Genomic DNA, 22677 nt, shown 5'->3' with positions numbered 1-22677 from the left:
CAGATACGTTCTACCCTGGCTACTGATATAATAAGACCAAAATAAATAAGGTCAACCAGAAATATTTAGCATTCTGGCTAACCTTATAATACGAAAGGAGCAGGTTAATTCAAGAAGGAGAACCTCTCCACTTTATAGAATGGTAAGTGTTAATACGTTTTAAATTTAGGAGAAAAAGATGATTTTCAAAGACTTAGCAAAGCATTTTACTGAAAACTTCGAAGAGTATAAGCCTGTATTACAGGAACATATAGACTTTAACGGTGAAGTCTTAAATCACGTATTCTTTGGTGAGTGTAACGATTATTTTGTTGAATTAATTGGTAAAGAGAAGGATCTACACAAGATTAAAGAATTATTTGATTTTCTTGAACGGATGGCAACTCAAGGTGATGATGATGTTAAAGAATTATTAAGTGTTACGATTCTTGCACGATTTGGCGACTCTAAGAAATTGCTACAAACTGCATATAAGTATATGGGTGCTGAGACAAGGAAGGCTTCAGATGAAATTGAAAAGTTTTGGGGTAGATATTGAACTAACGGGGGCGATTCTTCAATAACGAGGGGTCGCTTTTTTTATTGAAGTAACGAGCAGGTTAGCTTAAGAAGGAAATGTGGTAAAATAAGGTCGTTAGTAATAAAAATCCAAGCTATATGACTGATTAGCAACCAGTCGTGATGATATTGGTTATTGAAATGGACGGTTATTTAAATCAAGTTCTTCTTACTGGTAAAAAGTGCTCCAAACAACAGTTAAAGCAAAAATATCTGCAAGCAAAAGAGTTAACTTATGAGATAAAGGACCTACCTAATGTGTTTTGTAGGCTTCACAATTTTGAACCAATTCCTTATGATCTCGATATGCAAGTCGATTTTGTAATTGATACCGATACGGATAGAATTTATTCACCTTCTTATTAAGCAAACAGGGGTGTTGATCCAAGAAGGATTAACACTTCTTTTTGTTGAATCTTATTGAAGTAAAGAAGCAGTTTACTTTAATAGCAGCGGTAATATTTTTTATTGTGCATATGACAAAAGGGGAGAGAGTTAATGGATATGTAACAATAATCATTGCGATTTTATTTTTTTTGTTGCGTCTATTTGGCAAAAAAGATTAAGAACGTTTAAATAACAATTTGTACATATGCGGTAATTAAAGGAGAGACCAGCGTGCTTGAAGAAATAAAAGAGCTTCCACCACGGAAAGTAGCAATTGCCCAACGTAAGTTAGAGCAACCTTATCTCAACAAATCTCAATTTTTCCAAGGATTTTCATTATTTATTACCTTCGCGAAAGCTATATCTTATGTATTTCTTGTAAATTGGATTTGGAATCAACTATCAGGGCCATCTCATACAAATAGATTAGGAGAATATATAAACCAATGGTATCAATCAATGTCTGATTTATTTGGAGTTGCTCATAAATCGAATCAAAAAGTGTACGAAGAAGCTGATATAGCACTAGTGGTACTATGGATTACAGGTATAGTTGCTGTTTTGGAGTTTATTTCAAATCTTATTGAGATTTGGAAGCCACGAAAAGGACCTGAAATCTCATCATTTACTTTAGGATGGTTAAGCCCATTTCTAATCTCTGTAATTATTTTTCTAATTGTTTTTAGCAGATAATAAAATAGCTTTAATATTTTCCATATGATACTTTTTTTCTCTCCCTCGAAAGTAAGGCCAAATACTTCTTATTGATCTTCTTCGATCACAAGAGCCCAAACACGTTTTAATGGCAATTCTGCTTGGAAAGTGTCTTGAAGTCGGTCATAGTTTTTAGTAATTGCCTGTAGTTGTGTTGTTGAATCCCATAACCCGATTGTGAAGGATAATAATGAGCGGAGTTTGTGAAATATTGTACTTAAGCTAACGGGTGCAAGAGCAAAACAAGAGCAACGCATTTGGCGTTGCTTTTTGTCGTTGTCGTTAATCATTATCAAAAATACTTACGATATAGTTCTTGCCTTAAACTGCCACTTAACTGTGCATAAATCCTAGTTGTCTCACTTTTTTCATGACCTAATAAACTCTGAATCACTTCAAGAGGGGCACCATTATTCAATAATTGAGTGGCATAGCTATGCCTTAGTTGGTGTGGATGAATTGATTTATTAATCTGTGCTCGGTTTGAAATACGTTTTATTATGTATCTCATTTGAGCAATACTCATTCGATGGGGATACCTTTCGGTAACAAAAATGGCTGGGTCTGCATCGAGGCGGTAATCGAGGTATCGTTTAAGCCATATTTCGCAGCGAATATTAAAATAAACTTCCCTTTCTTTATCCCCTTTCCCTCTTACAATGGCGGATCGGTTTGACCAATTAATACGATTTTTTTCTAAAGAAACAATTTCCCCAATACGACATCCAGTGGAAAACATGAATTCAAACAAAGACTTTTCCATTGGGGTGGAGCATGCTTCCCGTAAATGTTCGATTTCAAATTCTGTTAAAAATTTTGGAATACGTTTTCCTGCTTTAGGTTCCTTTATTTTGGCGGCGGGATTTTTTGAAATATGACCTTCCTCATGTAACCAACGAAAAAATGATTTCATAAAACGTATTCGGTGAGCTAAACTTGAAGGTTTTAAGGTTTCGCTTGACTTTGCAAGGTATTCTTTAAGTTGACCAGTGGAAATTGTATCAAGTTTAACATCCTTGAAATATCGAATAAGTAATGTGGATTGAAGTTTATATGCTTTAAGTGTTTGTGGCGAGAACCCTTCAATTCGTTTATCAGATTCATACGTTTCCCATGCCTTTGACAATAACAAAATACATCTCTCCCTAAAATTTCTTTTTTAGAGGAATTATTGACTTGATTCTCGAAATTGAAACGGGAGAGACTATTCAACTATCGAAGCAGGTTAGTTGTGCGAAATGTTTCTAGCATAAATTGAGGATGGTCACATTTCTCAGGTAAAGGCTAGACAGTTCCTGTCGGAACTGAAGGATTATATCGAAGAATCAAATGATAGGGTAACGCCTTGAAGGGTTCTCTCTTAGTCGAATAGCACTGAATTTAGTAAGAATGATAGTGTTATAAGCTCGGTGAATAGGCGTGAGAAATTACGGTACCAGTTCGGCTGACAAAGCCTACTCGATGGAGTGGTGTAATTCATGATGCTTGAATTGAATGAATATGGTGAGAATGCAAACACACCTAAAATAAAAAGGTTAAGCTGGCGAACTTCTGAATTGTACGGGTCTATACCTGCAATACATAGAAATGTGTATATCACCAAATTGTGAGGTTAGCTGTGGGTGAGTAAGAATAACTAATATAAAAATCCATGATACGTTACAGGCGCATGAGTGCTAACAGGCTTAAAGGAAGCACCTAAGTTCATTCTATAATAGATATAATTCAACATTGTAAGCTGATAACGTGGAGGGCTTACTCCCTGTGAATCGTTGGCAAGGATAGTAATAATGATACTAGTTATTGTATAACTTGCCTTTATATCAGTGAAAGTGGTGGCACAGTACCAATGAAATGTCTAATCAACATGGAGGGATAGCCACTAGACTAATGAAGAATCGTTCAACCATGTAAGGCAGATTTTTATCGATAAATAAGGTTCTTGTGAGACTAAAAGAGGTTTACCGCCGAAAGGAGTTGCCGACTTATTGAAACGGAAGAAACTGAGGCACAATGAGTATTATAACTTACAGGAGTGCTTTGACGCTCTGTATGCTCAAAGTGTCAGTGGTGAAAAGTTTTATGGATTAATAGAATTGATGAGTTCTAATGAAAATATTCGTCTTGCCTACCGAAATATCAAAAGAAATACAGGTTGTAAAACGGCAGGTACAGATAATCTTACGATTAAAGATATTTGTCATTTATCGGTGGCAGATGTAATAAACACGGTTCAAATCATGTTTAAAAACTACAAACCGCAAATGGTTAGACGAGTGTTTATTGACAAAGGGAATGGAAAACTTAGACCCTTAGGGATCCCAACCATCTGGGATAGAATTTTCCAACAGTGTATTCTACAAGTATTGGAGCCCATTTGTGAAGCCAAATTCCATAAACATAGCTATGGATTTCGTGCAAATAGAAGCACCCATCATGCCAAAGCAAGGTTCGAATTCCTTGTCAATCAAGCTGGGCTTCATCATTGTGTGGATGTCGATATAAAGGGTTTCTTTGATAATGTGAATCACGGAAAACTTTTGAAACAGCTTTGGTCATTGGGGATTAGGGATAAAGTATTACTCTCCATTATCTCAAGACTATTAAAAGCAGAGATTGATGGAGAAGGAATACCAGCCAAAGGAACACCGCAAGGTGGAATTTTATCACCCTTATTATCAAATGTCGTTCTCGATGAACTTGATTGGTGGATAAGTAATCAGTGGGAAACATTCGAAAGCAACTTTAAATATAAGACCAGTGGAATCAAGTATCAAGGACTAAAAAAATCTGGGTTAAAAGAATGCTTTATCGTCCGCTATGCGGACGATTTTAAAGTTTTATGCAGAACTCGTTCTCAAGCAATCAGAATGAACTTTGCCATAAAAGACTTTTTGAAAACAAGATTACACCTTGAAACCAGCGATGAAAAATCAAAGGTAATTAACCTAAAGAAAAACTCTTCCGAGTTTCTCGGCTTTACTTTTAAAGTGGTAAGGAAGGGAAAAACTAGGTTTGGTCATGTAGTCCATTCACATATGTCTAGAAAAGCAAAGAATAACACCACTAATAAAATTAAAGAAGCAATCAAAGCTATCCAGAAGAACCCTTGTGTAAAAACAGTCTGGCATTTCAACACAGTTGTAATGGGAATCCAAAACTCCTATTCTGCAGCCACCCAAATTACAACAAATCTGAATGAGTTAAACTTCTATTTAAGAAAGACACTGTATAATCGATTAAAGATTTTTAGAACAGATGCGAATTTTCATGAGATGACAAAAACTCTACAAAAAAGGTACAAAGGTCATAATTCGAAACTATACAAAATACAAGATATGGTTTTTGTGCCCGTATATGCCCAGAAGCATAAAACAAACTTATGCTTTTCGCAGGAAACATGTAATTATACTACCGAAGGTAGAGATAAAATCCACAAAAGTTTAAAGGCTGTAAACAAAAGAGTTTTATTTTCAATTATGAAAAACTATATTCCAAATCGGTCAATCGAATATAATGACAATCGCAAAAGTAAGTTTATTGCTCAATATGGGAAATGTGCGGTAACAGGAGTGGAGCTTGGCGTAAGTGATTGGCACTGCCATCACAAGAATCCGTATCACCTATCAAAAGATGATACATTTTCAAATCTAGTGATACTCCATGAATCAGTTCATCGCCTGGTCCATCTTAAGGACAGTGAAAAGATAAAGAAATTTATCAAGGTCCTAAAACTTACCAAGAAGCAAAAGGAAAAGATAAACTCATTTCGATTACAATGTAATAATGAAGCCATATGATTTCGGAAGAAAGAACATCAATCTAAACAAATACATAGAATTGAATGAATTGGATTAGTTGGAACGCCGTATGCGGTGAAAGTCGCACGTACGGTGTGAACAGGGGGAAAAGGCGGCGATAACTTCAAAGCCTTACCTATCTGTATGAATAAAGGTAATGGAAAAATGATGTGAAAAGAGGCAAAATAAAGGTAATACAATTTTAAATGTTAAGGTGAAAGTAGGTAATGGCAATATGTCAGAAGATGAATTATTCTTAAATAAGGCACCTAATGTTTATGAAATATATTCAAAAATCCTCGATTTATTAAAAGAAATAGGACCATTTGAAATTGAGTTAAAAAAGACTTCTATTCATCTTTTGAATAAATCTTCCTTTGGAGGAGTTCATCCAAAAAAGAAAAGGTTAGATTTTAATTTAGTATCAAACTATCACATTGAACACGAGAAGATTACTAAAATTGAACAAGTTTCCAAAAACAGATTTCACAATAACTTTAGATTCGATAGTGTAGATGACCTCAATCAAGAGTTTTTAATTCTTTTAAAACAATCATATCAATTGATGGGTTAGTTAGAGAAATCAAATTTATTACCAATGAACAGCATTTTCTTAGGAATTATTTCTGGTGTAATATTTGGTTTATTATCTGTACTAATAATGCTCCCCGTACTGCTATTATTGGTTCATTTATTAATCGTTTTACGATTGGATTCTTAATATCAGTAACTGTTCTTCCTATGTATGGTTGGACCAAAGGAATTTTAATAGGGTTGTTAATTAGCCTTGGTAATATCGGCATGGTAAAGTTAAAATTCAAGTATACGAGTACGGGAGCGCATATAAGGCATGGGCATCAACAGGAAAGATATCTGCCTGGAATTGTTACGGGAGCACTCCCGAACAAGCTAAATAAATGGCAGAGTTTAGAATGAAGCATGCATTGGAAGAAGTGAATTTTTTTAAAACTTCCGGATATTTACTCAATCCACCTTGGTGGCTTTTTTTTTCTTATTGAGCTAACGAAGCGGGTTTGTTGAAAAACAATAATAAAAACCAACCCAATATAGGATGGTTTTCAGGGAAACTTTATCAATTAGATAATTCTCTACGATCAACGGAATGCGGTGGTTCCTCGAACCATTCATTAGCAATCATGATTTCCGCACAGTCTTCCGCCAGTTTGACATCATTTTTAATTGCAGAAGCATATTTGAGTCCTAGATCGCGCCGCATGGAACCGGACATGGCAGTTCCATAATATGCCATGGCAGATTGAATAAGAAAGGCACAATGGAAAATCATCAATTTATCGGAAAAAGGTGCTGTCTCGGAATCGGTGATATGGGTATCCCAGGAAATCGACGAACTGATAAAGTCCTCATGCAGGATTGAACGAAAAATCGAAAGATGCTCTTCTGTCTGTTCCACCACCCGTTGGAAAAATGTCCGAATTTCTTTGGACTCAGCAGTTTGGCTAAAACCTAAGATTAAATCTTTTGCGAGTGTACTCTTCTGTAAATTAAAATAAAGACTGCTGATTTCAATAACGTTCAAGGGTCGATGTTCCCCTAACCAACCGGCAAGAAAACTTTTTTTTTAGCAAATTCCACTTCTTCTGGCAAGGAGATGGTAGGAACCCGATCCGATAGTCCCTTAGATTTTAACATGTCTAAGGTCGTATCATATATCTCAGAAGCGCCTTTGAATGCTTCTAAATAAAATCTTCGTACGTCCAGCCTGTGAGATATGGTCATTCCGAGTGAATAAGCGGTTAATCCATGAGTAGTCATTCCGTGAAGATAAAACAGCCAAAATTCATCAGAAAATAAGCGAGGAGCATCAAGATGGACATCTTTCTCCGTAAATCCATGCGGAATGGGAAACTGTTCTTTTTGAAAAATCTCAGTGATCATTTGAAGGAGATGATTGGACAGTTGTTGTGCTTTTTCAAAAATGGAATAGATGTCGGAATCCATAATGGTTTTTAAAGCATAGGAATTGACGCACCGTGCCATCGTGTTGTTGAGATAGGGGGTCCAAAGATTCGATACATCCAGTTCTACGATTTTTTTAATCATTGCTATGCCTCCAAAATAACTTTTTTAACCCTATCAAAGCCATGACAAAAACCAATTTATTTTGCACTTTTTTATTTGCTTTTATAGGAATTAATTTACGGCTACTTGCTTTATTGACAGGACATATTGTACACAATTATGTGAAGTAATATACTTAAACAAGCGGGTGCTTGAGTTCAACAATATTTGGCTGCTAAGGTAGCCTTTTTTGTTGTTCCACTTAAGGAGCCGATCAAGTGCCGAGTGAAGTTCCTTAACTTACTAAAGCTGGATTCCTTCGGATTCCGTCATTTTTAAATGGGAATAATGGAACTATCAAAGGATGGAACCTTAATGGTTTCATCCTTTGGTAAATTACATAATAAATCTACTGGAATTTAATTGTGACCATGTTTTGTTGGACATTATTATAATTAATACTCTATTTTGTTCTAATAGAAAGGAGATATAATTTTGAGTAAGACAAGCAATACTGAGATCATTTTGGAAAGAGTATCTGATGCTTTTTACTCCTTAAATAGGGATTTAAAAATCGAATACATAAATAATGTTACTGAAAGGCTTTTACAAATTAAACGTGAAAATGTCGTTGGACAATATATTTTTGATGCGTTACCACATAAAGATCTACAGAAATTTGTAACCCGATATAAAAGGGCGCTATCAGAACAAGAACCTATAGAATTTGAAGAGTATTTTAACAATAAATGGTTTGAAATAAGGGTTTTTCCTTCTGCTGAAGGTTTGTCAGTATTTTTTAAAGATATTACGCAACCAAAGCAAGAGTATGAAAAAATGAATTATCTAGCTAATTATGATGTTTTAACAGATTTACCCAACCGATATTTTTTTAATAATTACTTAAATGATAAGTTACAATCTCTTGAAGTGTCTATTGCAGTGATATTTATATCTATGAACAAAATAGAAAAAGTAAATGATACATTTGGTCATGAAACAGGTGACCAATTAATAAAACAAACAGCAGAACGTCTAAAAAGGATTGTAGACATATTAGGTTTTATTGCTCGCTATTCTGGAAACGAGTTTCTTGTCGCTTTGGAATACCGTGATGAAAAGGAGATATCTTCTATTATTGATCAAGTAATGGAATCGGTTTCTAGTCCATTTTTAATTAATGGTTTTGAACTAAAAACTTCACTAAGTATTGGCATAAGTCAGTCTCCAAAGGATGGACAAAGTGTAGAATTACTAATGAAAAATGCAGCATTCGCTATGAATAGAGCCAAAAAAGCAAGTGGAAGTAATTTCAAGTTTTACTCACGTAATGAAGGTGAAGGAAGTATTGACTCATTAAAGTTGGAAGTGGAGCTTTATAAAGCTATAGAACAAGATCAGTTATTCCTCCACTATCAACCTAAAATAAATTTATATACAGGGAAAATAGTGGGGGTAGAAGCGTTAATTCGATGGGAACATCCAGAGTGGGGATTGGTTACACCTGGGACATTTATTCCAATAGCTGAAGAAACAGGATTAATTATACCTATCGGTGAATGGGCTTTGAATGTTGCTTGTAAACAAAACAAAATATGGCAAGAACAAGGATTTAATACAGTTGTTTCTGTCAATTTGTCAGCAATTCAATTTAATCAACCAAATTTAATTAATAAAATTGAAGCTGTTCTTAAAAAAACAGGACTTGAACCACATTTTTTAGAAGTTGAAATTACTGAAGGTATGACAGCTGATATTGACAGTACAATTTTAATGTTCCAGCAACTAAAAAAGATTGGTATTCTTATAAGTATTGATGATTTTGGAACTGGATTCAGTTCTCTAAGCTATTTAAAATATTTCCCTGTAGACACCTTAAAGATTGACCAATCATTTGTTAGAAAACTTCATAACAATCCTAACGATGAAACAATCGTTAAAACTATCATTACAATGGCTCATAATTTAAATTTGAAAGTAGTTGCAGAAGGAATTGAAACAAAGGAGCAACTTGTTTTTCTGCAGCAGCATTTATGCGATGAAGGGCAAGGATTTTTCTTAAGTAAACCGTTACTAGCCAATGATTTAGAACAAAAACGTTCTAATATTGAACAATTCGTTGGACACCATGGAATCCCTAGGGATCTAAATGAGCAGATGTGGATGAAAGAATTATTGGAAAAAGCTAAAAGAGAGTTACAAGATACGATTCGATTACAACAAGGTATGATTTTCAAGTTTAAAAAAATTAATGAACGATTCATTCATACACTCTGTGATGGGGAATTAATGTATCGTTTTGGAATAATTCCTTCTCAAGTTATTGGTAAAAGTTTAGAGGAATTTCTGCCTCATGAAAATGCTATGGAAAAAACAGCCGTCTACAATAAGGCTTGGGAAGCAGAAGAATTTGTTACTTATGAAGACGAATTAAATGGGATAAATTATTTAGCCACTTTACGCCCAATAAAAAAGGGTGGAGATGTAGTTGAAGTTATTGGGTCTTGTATTGATATAACTGCACGAAAAAAAGCAGAGAAAGCTTTAATGGAGAGTGAGTTTAAATATCGCCTTATTGCTGAAAATATGACCGACATAATAATGTTATTGGACATCAATGGAAAGATATTATATTCATCACCATCCTTAGCTAATGTAATCGGTTCCCCATTAAGATCATTTGTAGGTGAAAGTTCATTTGATTTAATACATCCCGAAGACAAACAAAGCGTAATAATGGGGTTTCAACAAGTAATAAAATCTATAACACCAGCTAGGATGGAAGCTCATTTTTTGAAAGCTAATGGAAATTCCGTATTATTTGAAGGTGTCTGTACGCCGGTACTTGGGAAAAATGGAGAACCTGAACACTTTATTGTAGTTGGAAGAGACATTACTGAAAAAAGGATAACGGAAGAACAGCTCTCAAAAGCTGAAAAACTATCAATTGTTGGTCAACTTGCAGCAGGAGTAGCACATGAAGTTAGAAACCCTCTGACGTCAATAAAAGGGTTTATCCAGCTTCTTGAGCAAGGAAGCATCAACAAAGAATATTTTGAAATCATTTTTAAAGAATCTGAACAAATTGAGGAAATTCTAAATGAATTTATAACTCTTGCAAAACCACAGGAGATTCAATTGAAAAAGGTTAATATTCAAACTATTTTTAATGACGTTGCAATATTACTAAAGTCCGAAGCAAATTTGAGAAACGTACAGATTTCTCAAGAATTTCAACCAAATATTCCACAAATTTTGTGCGATATGAACCAAATTAAACAAGTTTTCATTAATATTGTAAAAAATAGCATTGAAGCAATTCCTAATGGAGGATTTGTGAAAATTGAGGTTTATGTAGAAGAGGGAAATCTCCTAATGAAAATTATTGATAATGGAATTGGTTTAAGTAAAGAACGAATTAAGCGATTAGGTGAACCATACTACAGCAACAAAGAAAAAGGTACAGGTTTGGGTTTAATGTTATGTTATAGAATTGTTCGGCAACATAATGGGACCATAATAGTAAAAAGTAAAGAAAATCAAGGTACTACGGTTGAAGTTAGGTTACCAATAAATACTTCACAATAGAAATGTGCCTAATCGATTTAACAATATCAAGGCAATTTTGGAATTGGGATAGTCGAAAAAAAAACGCATATGCAAAAGGTAAACACTGACAAGGGGTTTTAAGTAATAGAATATTACAAGCCAATCAATTGCCGGGTAAAGTATCGGAACATATTTAAAGCTGGGTACCTTCAGATCCCTTCTTTTGTTAAAAGGAATTAAAAAATGAAATATCAAGTATGGAATCGCGATGGTTTCATCCTTTTTATTGTGTTGTAAAAAGGGATTGTGAAATATTGTACTTAAACTAACGGGTGCGTTGATCCAAGAAGGATTAACGCTTCTTTTTGTTGAACTCTATTGAAGTAACGAAGCAGGTTTGTGCAATAAAAACAGGACATTAAATATAAATGTAGAAAATAATATAATGACGTTGTATTAATTTTCAAAAGAACAGTATATAAAAATTAGGAGTGTTGGTTATGGTTCATGCAAAAGATGTTTTATCGGATCAGTTGTTGGCAAATGCGAATGACCCTAGTTGGTACATACCATTTTCAGATTCAGTAGAAAGATTGTCTGAGGAACATGCATTTTGGAAGCCAAACGAAGAAAGTAATAGTATTGCTGAAATTGTACAGCATCTTATATATTGGAATCAAACATGGCAAACAAGGTACCAACAATCTCACGTTAATGCTGTGCCTTCTATAGGAAATAATAATAACAGCTTTATTATTCCTGAAAATAATACTTTTGCTAACTTAAAAGAACAACTATTAGAGGTACTTTTACGTTGGCAAGAGTTATTATCTGAAGAAAAAGTTGAAAGTGATGTTAATGGTTTTCCAGGAACCGTGAAATGGTGGGCAATAATCGGAAATGTGTCAACTCATAACGCATATCACATTGGTCAGATCATTTATATCCGGAAGTTGCAAAATAGCTGGAAATAGATGCTGGAGAACAGGAATAATAAAAGTTACACTAGCACCTACTTGAACTTAAGGGTGCAAGAGTTGAAAATCTAGGCTGTCATTATGGCGGCTTTTCTTATTGTGCTAACGGGGCAGGTTAATTTAATTTAATTTAATAAATTAAAAACCAAACAATACTATTGGTCGTCTAATATTAGAATAGGTGCTATTGTATTTTTACAGCTATATACAAAGAAAAAACAACGGAGGAGAAAATGAAAAAAATAATTAAGGTAGTTTTTAGTTTAAGTTTCGTGTTTTATTTATTCGCATTGGTAGTCCTATTATTCTTAGGTACAAGAGGTTATATATGGGCAGATTTGACATTGGTAGAATATATCAAGAGTTCTTCGAATTTTATTCCATTTAAAACAATAAGTACATATATTAAGGCGTTTTTTGACGGCAGTATGAATATGGATTCACCAATAAAAAACCTCGCTGGAAATTTAATTATGTTTTTACCAATGGGTATTTATCTGCCTTACTTTATAAAAAGAATAAACAAAGCAAGTGGATTTTCAATTTCAATGATTATATTATTATTTGTTATTGAAGTAACACAATTAGTTCTTAGAAGAGGAAGTTTTGACATTGATGATTTTATTCTTAATATGTTTGGTGCTTTGATAGGATTTGGAATTTGGAAAACAAAATTTGTTCAGAAGTTACATTCTTCATATCCAGCTAAGAGTTTGTGAAGAATTGTTCTTAAACTAAAGGGTGCAATAGTGGAAGAAGGCGGATTGCTGCGGCGATCCTTTTTTGTTATTGAGCTAAAGAAGCTGGATAATTGAAGAGTGTATGCTGTTGAATAATGCGAGATATTCCTAGTTTTAAATTAGCTTCAACCTGGTTTGAAATGAGTCAATTTTACAAAATATTAAAACTTTATTCATTGTTGTGCGTATTAGTTATTAGGATCAAGTCCCATTACGGCACACGGGTCAGAAGAAATGGCCCCTTGTAAATGCTTGCAACTAAAATTGAAATAAAAAAAACTGCCATTAAGGAAGTTCTTGGGGGTTGATGTATGGGCACGTCATAAAAACAAAGACAATGTAAATAATGATCCTTTTAAAAATCCAGTAATTCACAAACGAATAAACGGTAGTGAGATTACTCCACTTAACATATCTAAATTATGGGGAGATTAGTTTCCCATTATCAATCCTTCATTATTTTAAAAATGTAAAAAACTATTAATAGGGTTGCTCCAATAGAAATTAATAATGGGGTAGAAATTACACTCATAGTTATCCCCTTGCCTATATTTTTTACGTGAATGAAGACTGTAATGGAAGCTGACCTTTTTTATTATGTTTGATATAAAGAAATTTATAATTAAAAACCTTCTTAATTGAAGAAATGGACAAGTTGTCTATTTTGAAAAAATTATAAATCAATATCCACAGAGGTACGAGTTTAATAAGGCGTTGCAACGCGCAAGTATCATACCTTTTTCTGTTACATAGTACCAATAAAAGAAATGGATACTAATTAGAAAGCAAAAAGGAGTGATACTGATGGCTATGTGCCCTATATGTAACTCGTTTAAAGAGTTAGAAATATATTGTCCAGAATGTAGTTCTCGATTAGAAGACTCTGGCAAGGTATCCGATTTTTTAGACCCTTACGGTCATTATAATGATGAAGAAACTGTAAAAATGGGTGATGGTTTTCCCAATACAGCGAAAGATCAGATTTGTCCTCATTTAATGTACTGTAACAATTGTGGACACGATGAAGTGAAGTTCGTTCAGGAAGAATAGCTGGTCAAATGACTGGCTCTAAAATATTTAACAGTTAGTGAACAATTCGAGAATTATGTGAAGAAGTACACTTAAAGTAACGGGTAGCGATTGTTCTAGAAGAGCAGTCGCTTATTCAGTAAAAGGAGTTGTAGACATTGCAGAACAAGATGATGGTGTATCGGAAGAGTTTAAGAAGAAAGTAGAAGAGCTTTGTGAAAGGCTTGGACCGAAAAATAAAGTAAAGAACGCATTATGGCAACTAGTTGGGGAAATTTGCAAGGAAGATGTAAAGGATTAACCCTGACTATTTCTTTTTGAAGGATGCTTATGTTAAGGACAATAAATAAACCTAGTCTTTTGCTGCACAGTACAAATATACTATTTAAAATCATGGAGATCACACGTTAGTTAAGTGATCGTCCCAACGTATTGGACACATACTACGCAACAAATAATTTCGTTTATGATAACTTTATTAAAAAGGTTTTATTTATCGGGTAGGTGTTCAACAATCGGGCCAGATTGTGGAAGACATAATTATAGATTTAACATAAAAAAGGTGAACCGTATTACAAATAGTGGTAAAGCGGAGAATTGAGCTGAATGTCGAAGCGGCAATGCTCAATTTCCAGGCTGGTGCTTAGGCAACTTCGACGCATGTGGAATGCCTAATATTGATGGTACGAAATGAGATGTGACAGTACTGCTCATGAATAAGTAATTTGTATCAAGTTTTTTAAGTGTTTTGTGTTGTAACCAGACAATATTATCATTAACTTAATTGCATCTACAGCCACCGCCGCTGTAGATGCTTTTTTCATACAAATAAATTTTCTTCATCCGAGTTATTCTAGTTTTATGAAATGCATTATTTGCTTTACGTAATCTTCTGGTTTTGTCGTGTGATCTTGCATCCAATGCATTGCAGCCCCATAAAGGGACCAGCTTAACATCACCGAAAAAGTCTCTACTTCTATTCGGTTTTTGTTAGACCATTGTTTTTGTGCCCACTCTGAAAAAAAGGCTTGGAGTTCATTTTTAAAGATCGTTTCTATTTGGGGTGTAAATGCTTCATAACTTCGCGGACATTGGTTACTAATCGATGTTTGGAACTTAATAATCGAGATAAAAATAGCCCTAATCGTCTCTTCGTTAATGCCCTCATGCGTACTTACTTCTTGAAGGACTTCTCTCATCACGCTTTCACGTAACACTTTTTCAAGCAAGTCATACTTGTCAATGAAATGGTTATAAAATGTTGCGCGATTAACCGTTGCAGCAGATGTAATATCCCCAATTGTGAAGTCTTTAAAATCCTTTTTCGTCGATAACTCTATAAATGCATCCATAATGAGCTTTCGGGTGCGAAGAGTACGGGGATCGATTTGTTTTTCCATAAAACTCTCACCTTTTCTTAGACATTTTTATCACTATGTTGGTTAAGCGATAGATCTGTAATATTGTCGATTGCTTATAGATATCCAACTTGTTATATTAATTATACAACAAGTGTTGGCTAAGCGAAAGGTGTTAAATCGACGTGGTAAGAGAATGATTAACCATTCTATCACTTGTTGTATTTAATCTTTATGTTTCATAAATGATTTAAAAAGGAAAATTATAAATAGGAGGTAAGTTAATCATGAAAATTGGTGTAAGTGGTGCTAGTGGACAATTAGGTGGAGCAACGGTAAAAGAATTGTTGGAGCGTGCGGCTGGACAACATAGTGTTGTAGCAATCACGCGTTCTCCAGAGAAAATTGCAATTGATGGCGTGGAAGCACGTTTCGGTGATTACAATCAACCATCTTCGCTGATCGAGGCATACAAAGGTTTGAATCGCTTACTACTTATTCCGTCGTCCGAAGTAATACCTGGTCGTCGTTCAGAACAATTTCTTGCAGCTATTGATGCAGCTGTAGAAGCCGGCGTTCCACACATTGTCCTTATTTCATCTACAGGCGTGCGCAACACGGAAAAATCGAACATCGCATTTGACTACTTTGTCAGCGAACAGCATTTGATTCGTAAAGCAAGCAAGTGGAGCATTTTGCGCATGAACTACTATGCAGAGTATTTCATCATGGACGCGCAAATGTCGTTAGCTCATGGCGTTCTTTCAGGTCTCACTGAAAACAAAGTCGCATTCGTTTCACGCGATGATATCGCCGCTGCAGCAGCTGGTTTGCTACTCGGTGATGATCACGATGGTGCAATTTATAACGGAACTGGACCAGAAAGCCTAACAGGTGCACAGCGTGCAGAACTCATCGCGAAAGCTAGCGGTAAACCACTTTCATTTATCACAGTACCAGTTGAGACGCTACAAGCACAGCTTCAGCAAGGGGGACTTCCGGCAGAGATCATCAATTTAGTTGTGAGTAGTCAGCAAAACTTCTCTAATGGAGATTTCGATATCGTTACGGGGGACATTGAAAAATTATCAGGTCGTCCAGCACGAACCCTTGAATCCATCCTGTCAACCGCATTTCATTAATTTACTCTTGTGAAACGAATGTATGGAACAACTCAGGAAAGTGCCCCATAACCAATTGAATTAAACGGGGGTATTCATCTTAGCGGCTCCGTCCAGCTGTTGCAACTGCGCTTAGCCGCTCTGAAATCATATAGCCATGCATTGTCGCATCTACAGCCATCGCCGCTGTAGATGCTTTTTCATGCACAAAAAATATATCTAGCAAACAGGTCGCTGTTAAACTTGCCGTTATAGACAGCGCAGGGAACCGTATCATATATGGATAAAGTTATTCAACAATTGGGCGCTTTTCTTTAATAAGAAGGCGTCGTTTTTTAATCAATCAGATTCTGGAGGAACACATTTAAATTGGAGCTATCTTAAGGTGTAGAAGAGATTGTGAAGGATTCTACTTAAACTATCGGGTGCTTTTGTTGAAGATTACTACCAATATGTGAGCTATCGCAATTATTAAATCCGGTACATATTTCAACACAAATAACAGGAAGCAGTGGAAGATATTTTAAAGCTAAGCTTGCAGGCTTGAATATGTATTTGAATTGTATTAATTGTCAGCTAAATGAAGTACCTTATCCAGATGAATTCTGTGTGTCTTGTAGTATTAGCGAACATTTCCTAGAGTATGGACCTGGTAGATATATACTTTTGGCAAGCTGGCGAGTTGCGTTAGTTCATAATACACCTACCCTATATGTAGGAAAAGTCATAGATACATATAGAATTGGGTAGATGTATTGACTTCACTTTTGTATAAGTGGGCTGAGAGCTTATGAGTCACCGCTGTTTTACACAAAATTTTCTTTTCAGATAAACACAATATCAATCCTGCCCGATGCTGTATAGTTTATCTGCTACGCCCCACTAGGAGCCAGGATTCCACCCGTACCGTTACTGCAAGAGGTCGTCGTCACCTCTCTAAGACTCCTCTCCCGGACCTAAACAGCGGAAAAATCCTTGACTGATGGAGAGTACGCTGATTTTATGCAGTGGCTCAGCTCACCTTACCTGTTTATTTATAGTCGCTTTCAGGGTAGGGGTCGACTATTGTTGATATTCTTTTCGTAGTTTTCTCATGTTAAAACTATCAAATTACAGCGTTTTGACAGAGGTAGCGGCTCTGACCCTTTTGGGGATTTACCTGTGATGTTAATACAACCTTTTAGGGAAATAGGTGCAACACTTTACTGAAGGAATTTATGTACCGTTGATGGTGTTTTTGGTGGAATAGTTCGGAGGTCAAGGTATAGGATGCTGAGTCTTTCATTTTTTAAATGATTATTACAAAATTTGGATTTTTAGTAGTCTACTAATAGTAGATTGCCGAAAATTACATAATGAGTGGATGTGGGCAAGTTGAGTAAAAAGTTACAAGTGTTTGTTTCTTCAACCTAGTTTAGATTTGAAAAATGAAAGACAAAAAGCCGTTGAGGGAATATTAAGATCAAAGCATATTCCTGCAGGAATGGAGTTATTTATCCCTAGCGATAAAACTCAATGGGATATAATTAAAGAGTGGATAAAAGACTCAGATCTATTATTGCTAATTTTAGGTGGGAGATATGGATCTATTGAACCGGAGAGTGGGAAAAGTTACACTCATTTAGAATATGAGTTTGCAATGTCCAATAACATCCCGGTATTTGCAATTGTCTTAAATGATCAGTTTCTAGCAAATAAAAAAAGTCAAGATATACAACTAAAGGTTTATGAGCATGAAGCTGTAAACCCTTCTTTTGAAAAATATAAATCTTTTAAAGAGATGGTAATGTCAAATTTTGTTAGCACTGTAGAAGATATAAATCAAATATCTACCGAAGTTTCATTAGCTTTACATGAATTTGTAAGGAAGGATGAAACTGAATACAAATTTAGGGGATGGGTAAAAGGGAAAGAAAGATTAAGACCCGACGAAATGAGTATCGAATATAATATAAACATTTATATAGATGATAAGGAAAGACATGGGCTTGTCAAAAGTACATTGGATAATTACAAGAACAACCTTAGAATTTTTCAAAATTACTTTAATAATAGTCCAATAGATGAAATTGATACCGCTAAAATTAAGGAATTCCTTAAGCATAGGGAGGATAATTATTCGATCAATTCAAAAAACACTATGGAGGTGGTAAGAGGCATTTTAAAAGTCTTCTTTGATTGGTTAGTACAAGAAAATATAATTGAAAGAAATCCGGTTGATAAGATTAAACCTTATAAAGTTCATAAAAAAGGGAACGATGGACTTAATAATACCGAACTTAGAGAAATAAGGAGTGCTTGTAGGACACCTAGAGAGCGTGCGCTAGTAGAGGTGTTACTTTCGACTGGATGTCATTTGTCCGAACTAGGAGAAATTCAACTCACTGATATTAATTGGTCTAACAAAACAATTAATATTAATTCTTCCAAGCGAAGGAGAGTTGTTTTTTTAACACCTAAAGCGGAAAAATATTTAAAAATTTACCTTGACAAACGTGATGATAAATTAAGTTATCTTTTTATAACAGGAAGAAAACCGTATCAGCAAATTGGAACTAGAAGTATTGAAAGAGCAATAGATAAGATAGTAAAAGGAACCAATATAACTAAGAACATTTCTCCAAGAACTTTTAGAGATACATTTGTCAGAATTATGTTAGAAGAGGGATATCAGTGGAATATGTTGCAAGTGTTATTAGGATATTCTCCTAATAACAGCAGGTCTGCTACCCTCTTTAGCATTAATAGTACAAACATCTGGGATATTATGCAATCGCGTCCGGATTTTTAGTTTAGATCATTGATTCCAATGGAATAATTGATTCAACTGCTTGAAAAACTCACCAGCACCCCATGTGTTGCCACATACACTCAACACACGTCGAGTGTGTGTCCCAACTTATTTTAAATAAAGGCAACTAACCCTACTGGCTGTTGCCTTTCTTGTTCTTCAAAAGAATTTAATTAGTAAATTCCTTCTATTATATATGGTTAACTACACTGCTTCCTTAATTGCAGAAAATTTCTTTCTTTCTCTCCAACGGTAAAACATTTTCATTGAAGGCATAATTAAAATAAAGATGAATAGCAGCCTGAACGTTTGGAACATCGAAACGAGCGAGACTTCTGCTTTAACTTCATCAGCTAATAATACCATTTGATCTAAGCCGCCTGGGGCTGTGCTTAGAAAACTTGTAGCGAATGTTGTGTCCATTGCAAATGACATTAGGAAGCTCGACCCGAATGTTAGGGCAATCAGTGCGATTGCGCTAAAAATGCCGCCTGCAAGTACACGGACCGGAAGCTTAATCATATGTGGCTTGAGCATTAAGCCAATATGGGCGCCGATTAATAGCTGTGCGACGTCCATTAATATGCCAGGTACTTGTGGCATGGCGATTGGTGTTGTGAGTTGCAGCGTAATTAACAAAATAATCGGTGTGATGAAAAACGCGACTGGTAAATGGATGCGTTTCGTTAAATGAGAGCATACCCATGCAAGTGCAATTAATAATACTAAACTAATCGTTAACTTCGCGTCTGTTGGATGCTTACTAATTACTTGGCCAGCGACGATAAAAGGTACGAACACAACGACTAGTAATAACCGGATTACTTGAAAATAAGAAATAACGCCAATTTCTTTAACTTTTTCTTCCTCGGCAAAAACGACGATTTGACCTAAACCACCAGGGATAGCGCCTAATACTGCAGCTTTCATTGGGATTTTTGCCCATCTACTCGTTAAGTAGGCGATGCCGATAGAGCCGCCGATTAAAATAACGTTTAGCGTGATCATGTAAAATAAAATGGAGCCCATCATACCGAATAAATCGGTGTTAAATTGTACACCAATGACGGTACCAACCATGACCACACCTAAATCACGCATTTGGCCGGACCATTTGAGCGGCCCTTTATAAACAAATTGGGCTAACATGACGATAACAATGGGGCCGAGCATCCAAGGAATAGGGATGTGCAGCAGGCTAAAAATATAACCGCCAATTAAAGATAAAATTAGCACCTTTAACATTGCTTTCAACAGTCAGTAACACCCCTTCCTATGATAATATTCGTAACTACATTTATTACTTAAGAAACCACCAGCGTTCATCGTCATGAATACTGGTGGTTTAGTTATTATGATTTCGCTAATTCTTTTACTTGTGCTTCACGATCTACGTCGTCGCGGCGGCGATCACCCCAGTATGCGGAACCATTTTTCAAATATTCTTCATAAGTCCATTTCACTGGCTCCCAGTCTGGCTCGAAGATTAAGTAGCCGTTTGTAAAGATTTCAAGACGTAAGCCGCTTCCTGGGTCTTTTACGTAAATGTACATGGCTTGAGAAATTCCATGTTTACCAGGACCAACGAATTGTACTTCTGATTCGCATAAAATGTCAGCAGCACGCAGTAAATCTTGAGCGTTGTCTAACCAGTAAGCGATATGGTGCATTTCGTTTGGTTCTTTAGATCGTGGTGTAGACATGATGGCTACGTCATGTACTAAGTTTGTTACTGATAACCAGCTTGCTACTTGTACGTCGTCTGGATTTACGAAATATTCGCGCAACTTAAAACCTAATGCTTCTTGTAAATATTTTACGATTTCAGCGTTATCGTGAGAAGTTTGTAAGTTTACATGGTCAATACGGCGTGGAGATACACCTTTTGCCCAAGATTTATATGTTTGATTTTTAAGTACTGATTTACGAGATTCATCAGCAGGTGTTTTTTCCATATCGTAGTAAAGTTCAAAGCGGTGACCACTTGGTAATTTGAAGCGGATGGATTCACCTTGCGCCACTTCTTCGCCTGCCTCTATCCAACGTACTTCTGTACCGGCATCTTCTAATAATTTTGCGAAAGTTGCTACGTCCTCGCGACGTTTTGTACGCCAGCCGATGTGATCGATGTAAGAAGTTTCACCAGCTGTAATTGATAATGTATGGTGTTCGAAGTCGCCCCAAGCTCGTAAGTAGTGTACGCCATCTACCACTTCTGTTTCTTCTAATCCGATTGTGTCGCGGAAGAACCATAAAGATTTTTCAAGATCTGCTGACACTAAAGCTACGTGTCCTAATTTTGCAATTTCCGGTGCGTAATGAAATTTTTCCATTTATTTTCACCTCATAATTAGTTGTTTTTATAAGAGGACATGTGAAATACTAATCCACTCTTTTTAAATCATATTTTCGAATACTACTATTACCCTTGAATGTTTGTATTCACGCCGAATAAGTGTCTGCCGTAACCTAAAATGCCGTCTTCATATAAAGAAGTAATGTGAGTGGCGATTGCCATTAAGTCACGAGTGAATAGCTCTACTGGGTGACCTTTTAATAATGCGTGTCCACCTAAAGTAAGGAGTGATTTAACACCGATTTGTGTGCACCTATCAATAATCTTTGCACGGATAGCTTTATATTTTGCCCCTTCGTACGGGCCGCCTTTATCTGTTTCCATCATTGCAATGTATTCATTTAATAAACCTTTAGCAGAAAGCATTTCAAGTTTTAACTCTGAAAGCACGCGTTGGCTCGCAGGTGAATCTTTTTCGTTTATGCCAGAGAAGCGTACGCGGCCTGCTGTATGCTTTTCAAATTCGTCAAGTACACGCTCTGCACCACCAACAGCCATTGCTGCGAACCCTACATAGAAGCCAGGGTAGAATGGTGTGTTGTAGTATAAGTAGTCTTGATCGAACTCTTCATATGGCGGCTGGCTCTTTTCGATAATTTTGCTAAAGCGTAGGATGGCATCTGGTTTTACGGACACTCTGTCGACGATTAATGTATTACTGCCTGATCCACGAAGACCAAGAGAATCCCAAGTGTTCACAACTTCTAAGTCAGAAACTTTTAATAGTATACCTACACGCTCAGGTACGTCGCTGTCATCGAATTTCATAATTGCGCCAACGCCGACCCAATCGCTATAATTGATACCGCTTACAAAGTTGTACTTACCTGAAACGATATAGCCGTTTTCAACTGATTCTACTTTGCCGATTGGTGCAAATACATCCGCTACGAAACCGCCTTGGTTAATAACTTCATCACGGATGTGCCTCGGATAGTAGCATACCCAAGAGTTGTGCACGGAGAAGAAGTAGGTTAACCACGCAGCAGATAAGTTGTGGTAACCAACTGTACTTACCATATCAACGAACGTGCGCCAATCCAGTTGTGGATAGCCAAACTCTTTCGGTAAAATCAAACGGTGAATTCCCTCCTCGCGGATAATATCCGCGATACGATGAGAGATTGTCGAGTTTAGGTCTGCTTCGATTGCTTCTAACTCTGCAGCTTCGCCGATACGTTTTGCTTTTTGTATGATTTCTTCATAAGTCGCCTTATTTTCAACTACTGTTACCATTTGATCATTCCTTTCAAAAAA

The 22677-nt window shown here is 35.8% G+C and carries 18 protein-coding genes; 10 read left to right on the top strand and 8 right to left on the bottom strand.

All coding sequences use genetic code 11. The annotated features are described in order from the left end of the window. Window positions 1–178: 178 nt before the first annotated feature. On the top strand, window positions 179–538 hold the full coding sequence (locus F4694_RS25275; protein WP_179602680.1) for a DUF7674 family protein: 360 nt from the start codon (window positions 179–181) through the stop codon (window positions 536–538). A gap of 638 nt (window positions 539–1176) precedes the next feature. Next, the gene (locus F4694_RS25270; protein ID WP_179602679.1) at window positions 1177–1638 is read left to right on the top strand and encodes a hypothetical protein; all 462 of its coding nucleotides are present in this window, start codon (window positions 1177–1179) and stop codon (window positions 1636–1638) included. Between the two features lie 68 nt (window positions 1639–1706). On the opposite strand, the gene F4694_RS31870 is transcribed toward F4694_RS25270, so the two are convergent. Next, window positions 1707–1949 (bottom strand): hypothetical protein, encoded by a 243-nt coding sequence (locus F4694_RS31870; protein ID WP_218895835.1) that lies wholly within the window; start codon window positions 1947–1949, stop codon window positions 1707–1709. Between the two features lie 2 nt (window positions 1950–1951). Next, window positions 1952–2791, bottom strand: a complete 840-nt coding sequence (locus F4694_RS25265) for a tyrosine-type recombinase/integrase (RefSeq protein ID WP_179602678.1) — start codon at window positions 2789–2791, stop codon at window positions 1952–1954. 856 nt (window positions 2792–3647) lie between these two features. On the opposite strand from F4694_RS25265, the gene ltrA reads away from it, so the two are divergent. Both ltrA and F4694_RS25255 read left to right on the top strand, forming a co-directional pair. Further along, window positions 3648–5459: a group II intron reverse transcriptase/maturase gene (gene ltrA / locus F4694_RS25260; protein ID WP_179602677.1), complete on the top strand. Its 1812-nt coding sequence runs from the start codon at window positions 3648–3650 to the stop codon at window positions 5457–5459. 235 nt (window positions 5460–5694) lie between these two features. Beyond that, the gene (locus F4694_RS25255; protein WP_179602676.1) at window positions 5695–6033 is read left to right on the top strand and encodes a DUF5655 domain-containing protein; all 339 of its coding nucleotides are present in this window, start codon (window positions 5695–5697) and stop codon (window positions 6031–6033) included. 519 nt (window positions 6034–6552) lie between these two features. Here the strand turns inward: F4694_RS25255 and F4694_RS25250 are convergent. Next, window positions 6553–7017, bottom strand: coding sequence for a DUF3231 family protein (locus F4694_RS25250; RefSeq protein ID WP_179602675.1), 465 nt, complete (start codon window positions 7015–7017; stop codon window positions 6553–6555). Window positions 7018–7031: 14 nt separating this feature from the next. Next, window positions 7032–7541 carry a DUF3231 family protein gene (locus tag F4694_RS25245; RefSeq protein WP_179602674.1) on the bottom strand — a complete coding sequence of 170 codons (510 nt, stop codon included), beginning with the start codon at window positions 7539–7541 and terminating at the stop codon, window positions 7032–7034. A 453-nt stretch (window positions 7542–7994) separates the two neighbouring features. Here F4694_RS25245 and F4694_RS25240 point away from each other — a divergent pair, with 453 nt between their 5' ends. The 4 genes from F4694_RS25240 (at window position 7995) to F4694_RS25225 (ending at window position 13815) form a co-directional block, all read left to right on the top strand. Next, a complete protein-coding gene (locus tag F4694_RS25240) occupies window positions 7995–11087 on the top strand; it encodes an EAL domain-containing protein (protein ID WP_179602673.1) in 3093 nt (1030 codons plus the stop codon). A 461-nt stretch (window positions 11088–11548) separates the two neighbouring features. Further along, window positions 11549–12022 carry a DinB family protein gene (locus F4694_RS25235; protein WP_179602672.1) on the top strand — a complete coding sequence of 158 codons (474 nt, stop codon included), beginning with the start codon at window positions 11549–11551 and terminating at the stop codon, window positions 12020–12022. 236 nt (window positions 12023–12258) lie between these two features. Next, window positions 12259–12744, top strand: coding sequence for a VanZ family protein (locus F4694_RS25230; protein WP_179602671.1), 486 nt, complete (start codon window positions 12259–12261; stop codon window positions 12742–12744). Window positions 12745–13569: 825 nt separating this feature from the next. Then, the gene (locus F4694_RS25225; protein WP_179602670.1) at window positions 13570–13815 is read left to right on the top strand and encodes a hypothetical protein; all 246 of its coding nucleotides are present in this window, start codon (window positions 13570–13572) and stop codon (window positions 13813–13815) included. An 827-nt stretch (window positions 13816–14642) separates the two neighbouring features. Here F4694_RS25225 and F4694_RS25220 read toward each other — a convergent pair. Continuing rightward, window positions 14643–15194 (bottom strand): TetR/AcrR family transcriptional regulator, encoded by a 552-nt coding sequence (locus tag F4694_RS25220; RefSeq protein ID WP_179602669.1) that lies wholly within the window; start codon window positions 15192–15194, stop codon window positions 14643–14645. A 245-nt stretch (window positions 15195–15439) separates the two neighbouring features. Between F4694_RS25220 and F4694_RS25215 the strand changes: the two genes are divergently transcribed. Together F4694_RS25215 and F4694_RS32445 are read left to right on the top strand one after the other, a co-directional pair. Continuing rightward, a complete protein-coding gene (locus F4694_RS25215) occupies window positions 15440–16294 on the top strand; it encodes an SDR family oxidoreductase (protein ID WP_179602668.1) in 855 nt (284 codons plus the stop codon). Window positions 16295–17693: 1399 nt separating this feature from the next. Beyond that, on the top strand, window positions 17694–19064 hold the full coding sequence (locus F4694_RS32445; RefSeq protein ID WP_257029388.1) for a tyrosine-type recombinase/integrase: 1371 nt from the start codon (window positions 17694–17696) through the stop codon (window positions 19062–19064). 204 nt (window positions 19065–19268) lie between these two features. Here the strand turns inward: F4694_RS32445 and F4694_RS25195 are convergent, their stop codons facing one another. The 3 genes from F4694_RS25195 to F4694_RS25185 all read right to left on the bottom strand — a co-directional run bounded on the left by F4694_RS25195 (window position 19269) and on the right by F4694_RS25185 (window position 22656). Next, window positions 19269–20309 carry an AbrB family transcriptional regulator gene (locus F4694_RS25195; RefSeq protein WP_218895834.1) on the bottom strand — a complete coding sequence of 347 codons (1041 nt, stop codon included), beginning with the start codon at window positions 20307–20309 and terminating at the stop codon, window positions 19269–19271. Between the two features lie 107 nt (window positions 20310–20416). Further along, window positions 20417–21397 carry a VOC family protein gene (locus F4694_RS25190; RefSeq protein WP_179602666.1) on the bottom strand — a complete coding sequence of 327 codons (981 nt, stop codon included), beginning with the start codon at window positions 21395–21397 and terminating at the stop codon, window positions 20417–20419. A gap of 89 nt (window positions 21398–21486) precedes the next feature. Next, window positions 21487–22656 (bottom strand): acyl-CoA dehydrogenase family protein, encoded by a 1170-nt coding sequence (locus tag F4694_RS25185; protein ID WP_179602665.1) that lies wholly within the window; start codon window positions 22654–22656, stop codon window positions 21487–21489. Window positions 22657–22677: the final 21 nt, after the last annotated feature.

Source organism: Neobacillus driksii, from assembly GCF_013409995.1.
In the GTDB taxonomy this organism is placed as follows: domain Bacteria; phylum Bacillota; class Bacilli; order Bacillales; family Cytobacillaceae; genus Neobacillus; species Neobacillus driksii.
Note: the sequence above shows the minus strand (reverse complement) of the source record. Positions and strands in the feature narration are given on the sequence as shown.

Coding starts and splice junctions, on each gene's coding strand:
- F4694_RS25225 (WP_179602670.1), top strand. CDS start 13,570: ATGGCTATGTGCCCTATATGTAACTCGTTTAAAGAGTTAGAAATATAT.
- F4694_RS25255 (WP_179602676.1), top strand. CDS start 5,695: ATGTCAGAAGATGAATTATTCTTAAATAAGGCACCTAATGTTTATGAA.
- F4694_RS25190 (WP_179602666.1), bottom strand. CDS start 21,397: ATGGAAAAATTTCATTACGCACCGGAAATTGCAAAATTAGGACACGTA.
- F4694_RS25235 (WP_179602672.1), top strand. CDS start 11,549: ATGGTTCATGCAAAAGATGTTTTATCGGATCAGTTGTTGGCAAATGCG.
- F4694_RS25275 (WP_179602680.1), top strand. CDS start 179: ATGATTTTCAAAGACTTAGCAAAGCATTTTACTGAAAACTTCGAAGAG.
- F4694_RS25185 (WP_179602665.1), bottom strand. CDS start 22,656: ATGGTAACAGTAGTTGAAAATAAGGCGACTTATGAAGAAATCATACAA.
- F4694_RS25220 (WP_179602669.1), bottom strand. CDS start 15,194: ATGGAAAAACAAATCGATCCCCGTACTCTTCGCACCCGAAAGCTCATT.
- F4694_RS25230 (WP_179602671.1), top strand. CDS start 12,259: ATGAAAAAAATAATTAAGGTAGTTTTTAGTTTAAGTTTCGTGTTTTAT.
- F4694_RS25245 (WP_179602674.1), bottom strand. CDS start 7,541: ATGATTAAAAAAATCGTAGAACTGGATGTATCGAATCTTTGGACCCCC.
- F4694_RS25215 (WP_179602668.1), top strand. CDS start 15,440: ATGAAAATTGGTGTAAGTGGTGCTAGTGGACAATTAGGTGGAGCAACG.
- F4694_RS25195 (WP_218895834.1), bottom strand. CDS start 20,309: ATGTTAAAGGTGCTAATTTTATCTTTAATTGGCGGTTATATTTTTAGC.
- F4694_RS31870 (WP_218895835.1), bottom strand. CDS start 1,949: ATGATTAACGACAACGACAAAAAGCAACGCCAAATGCGTTGCTCTTGT.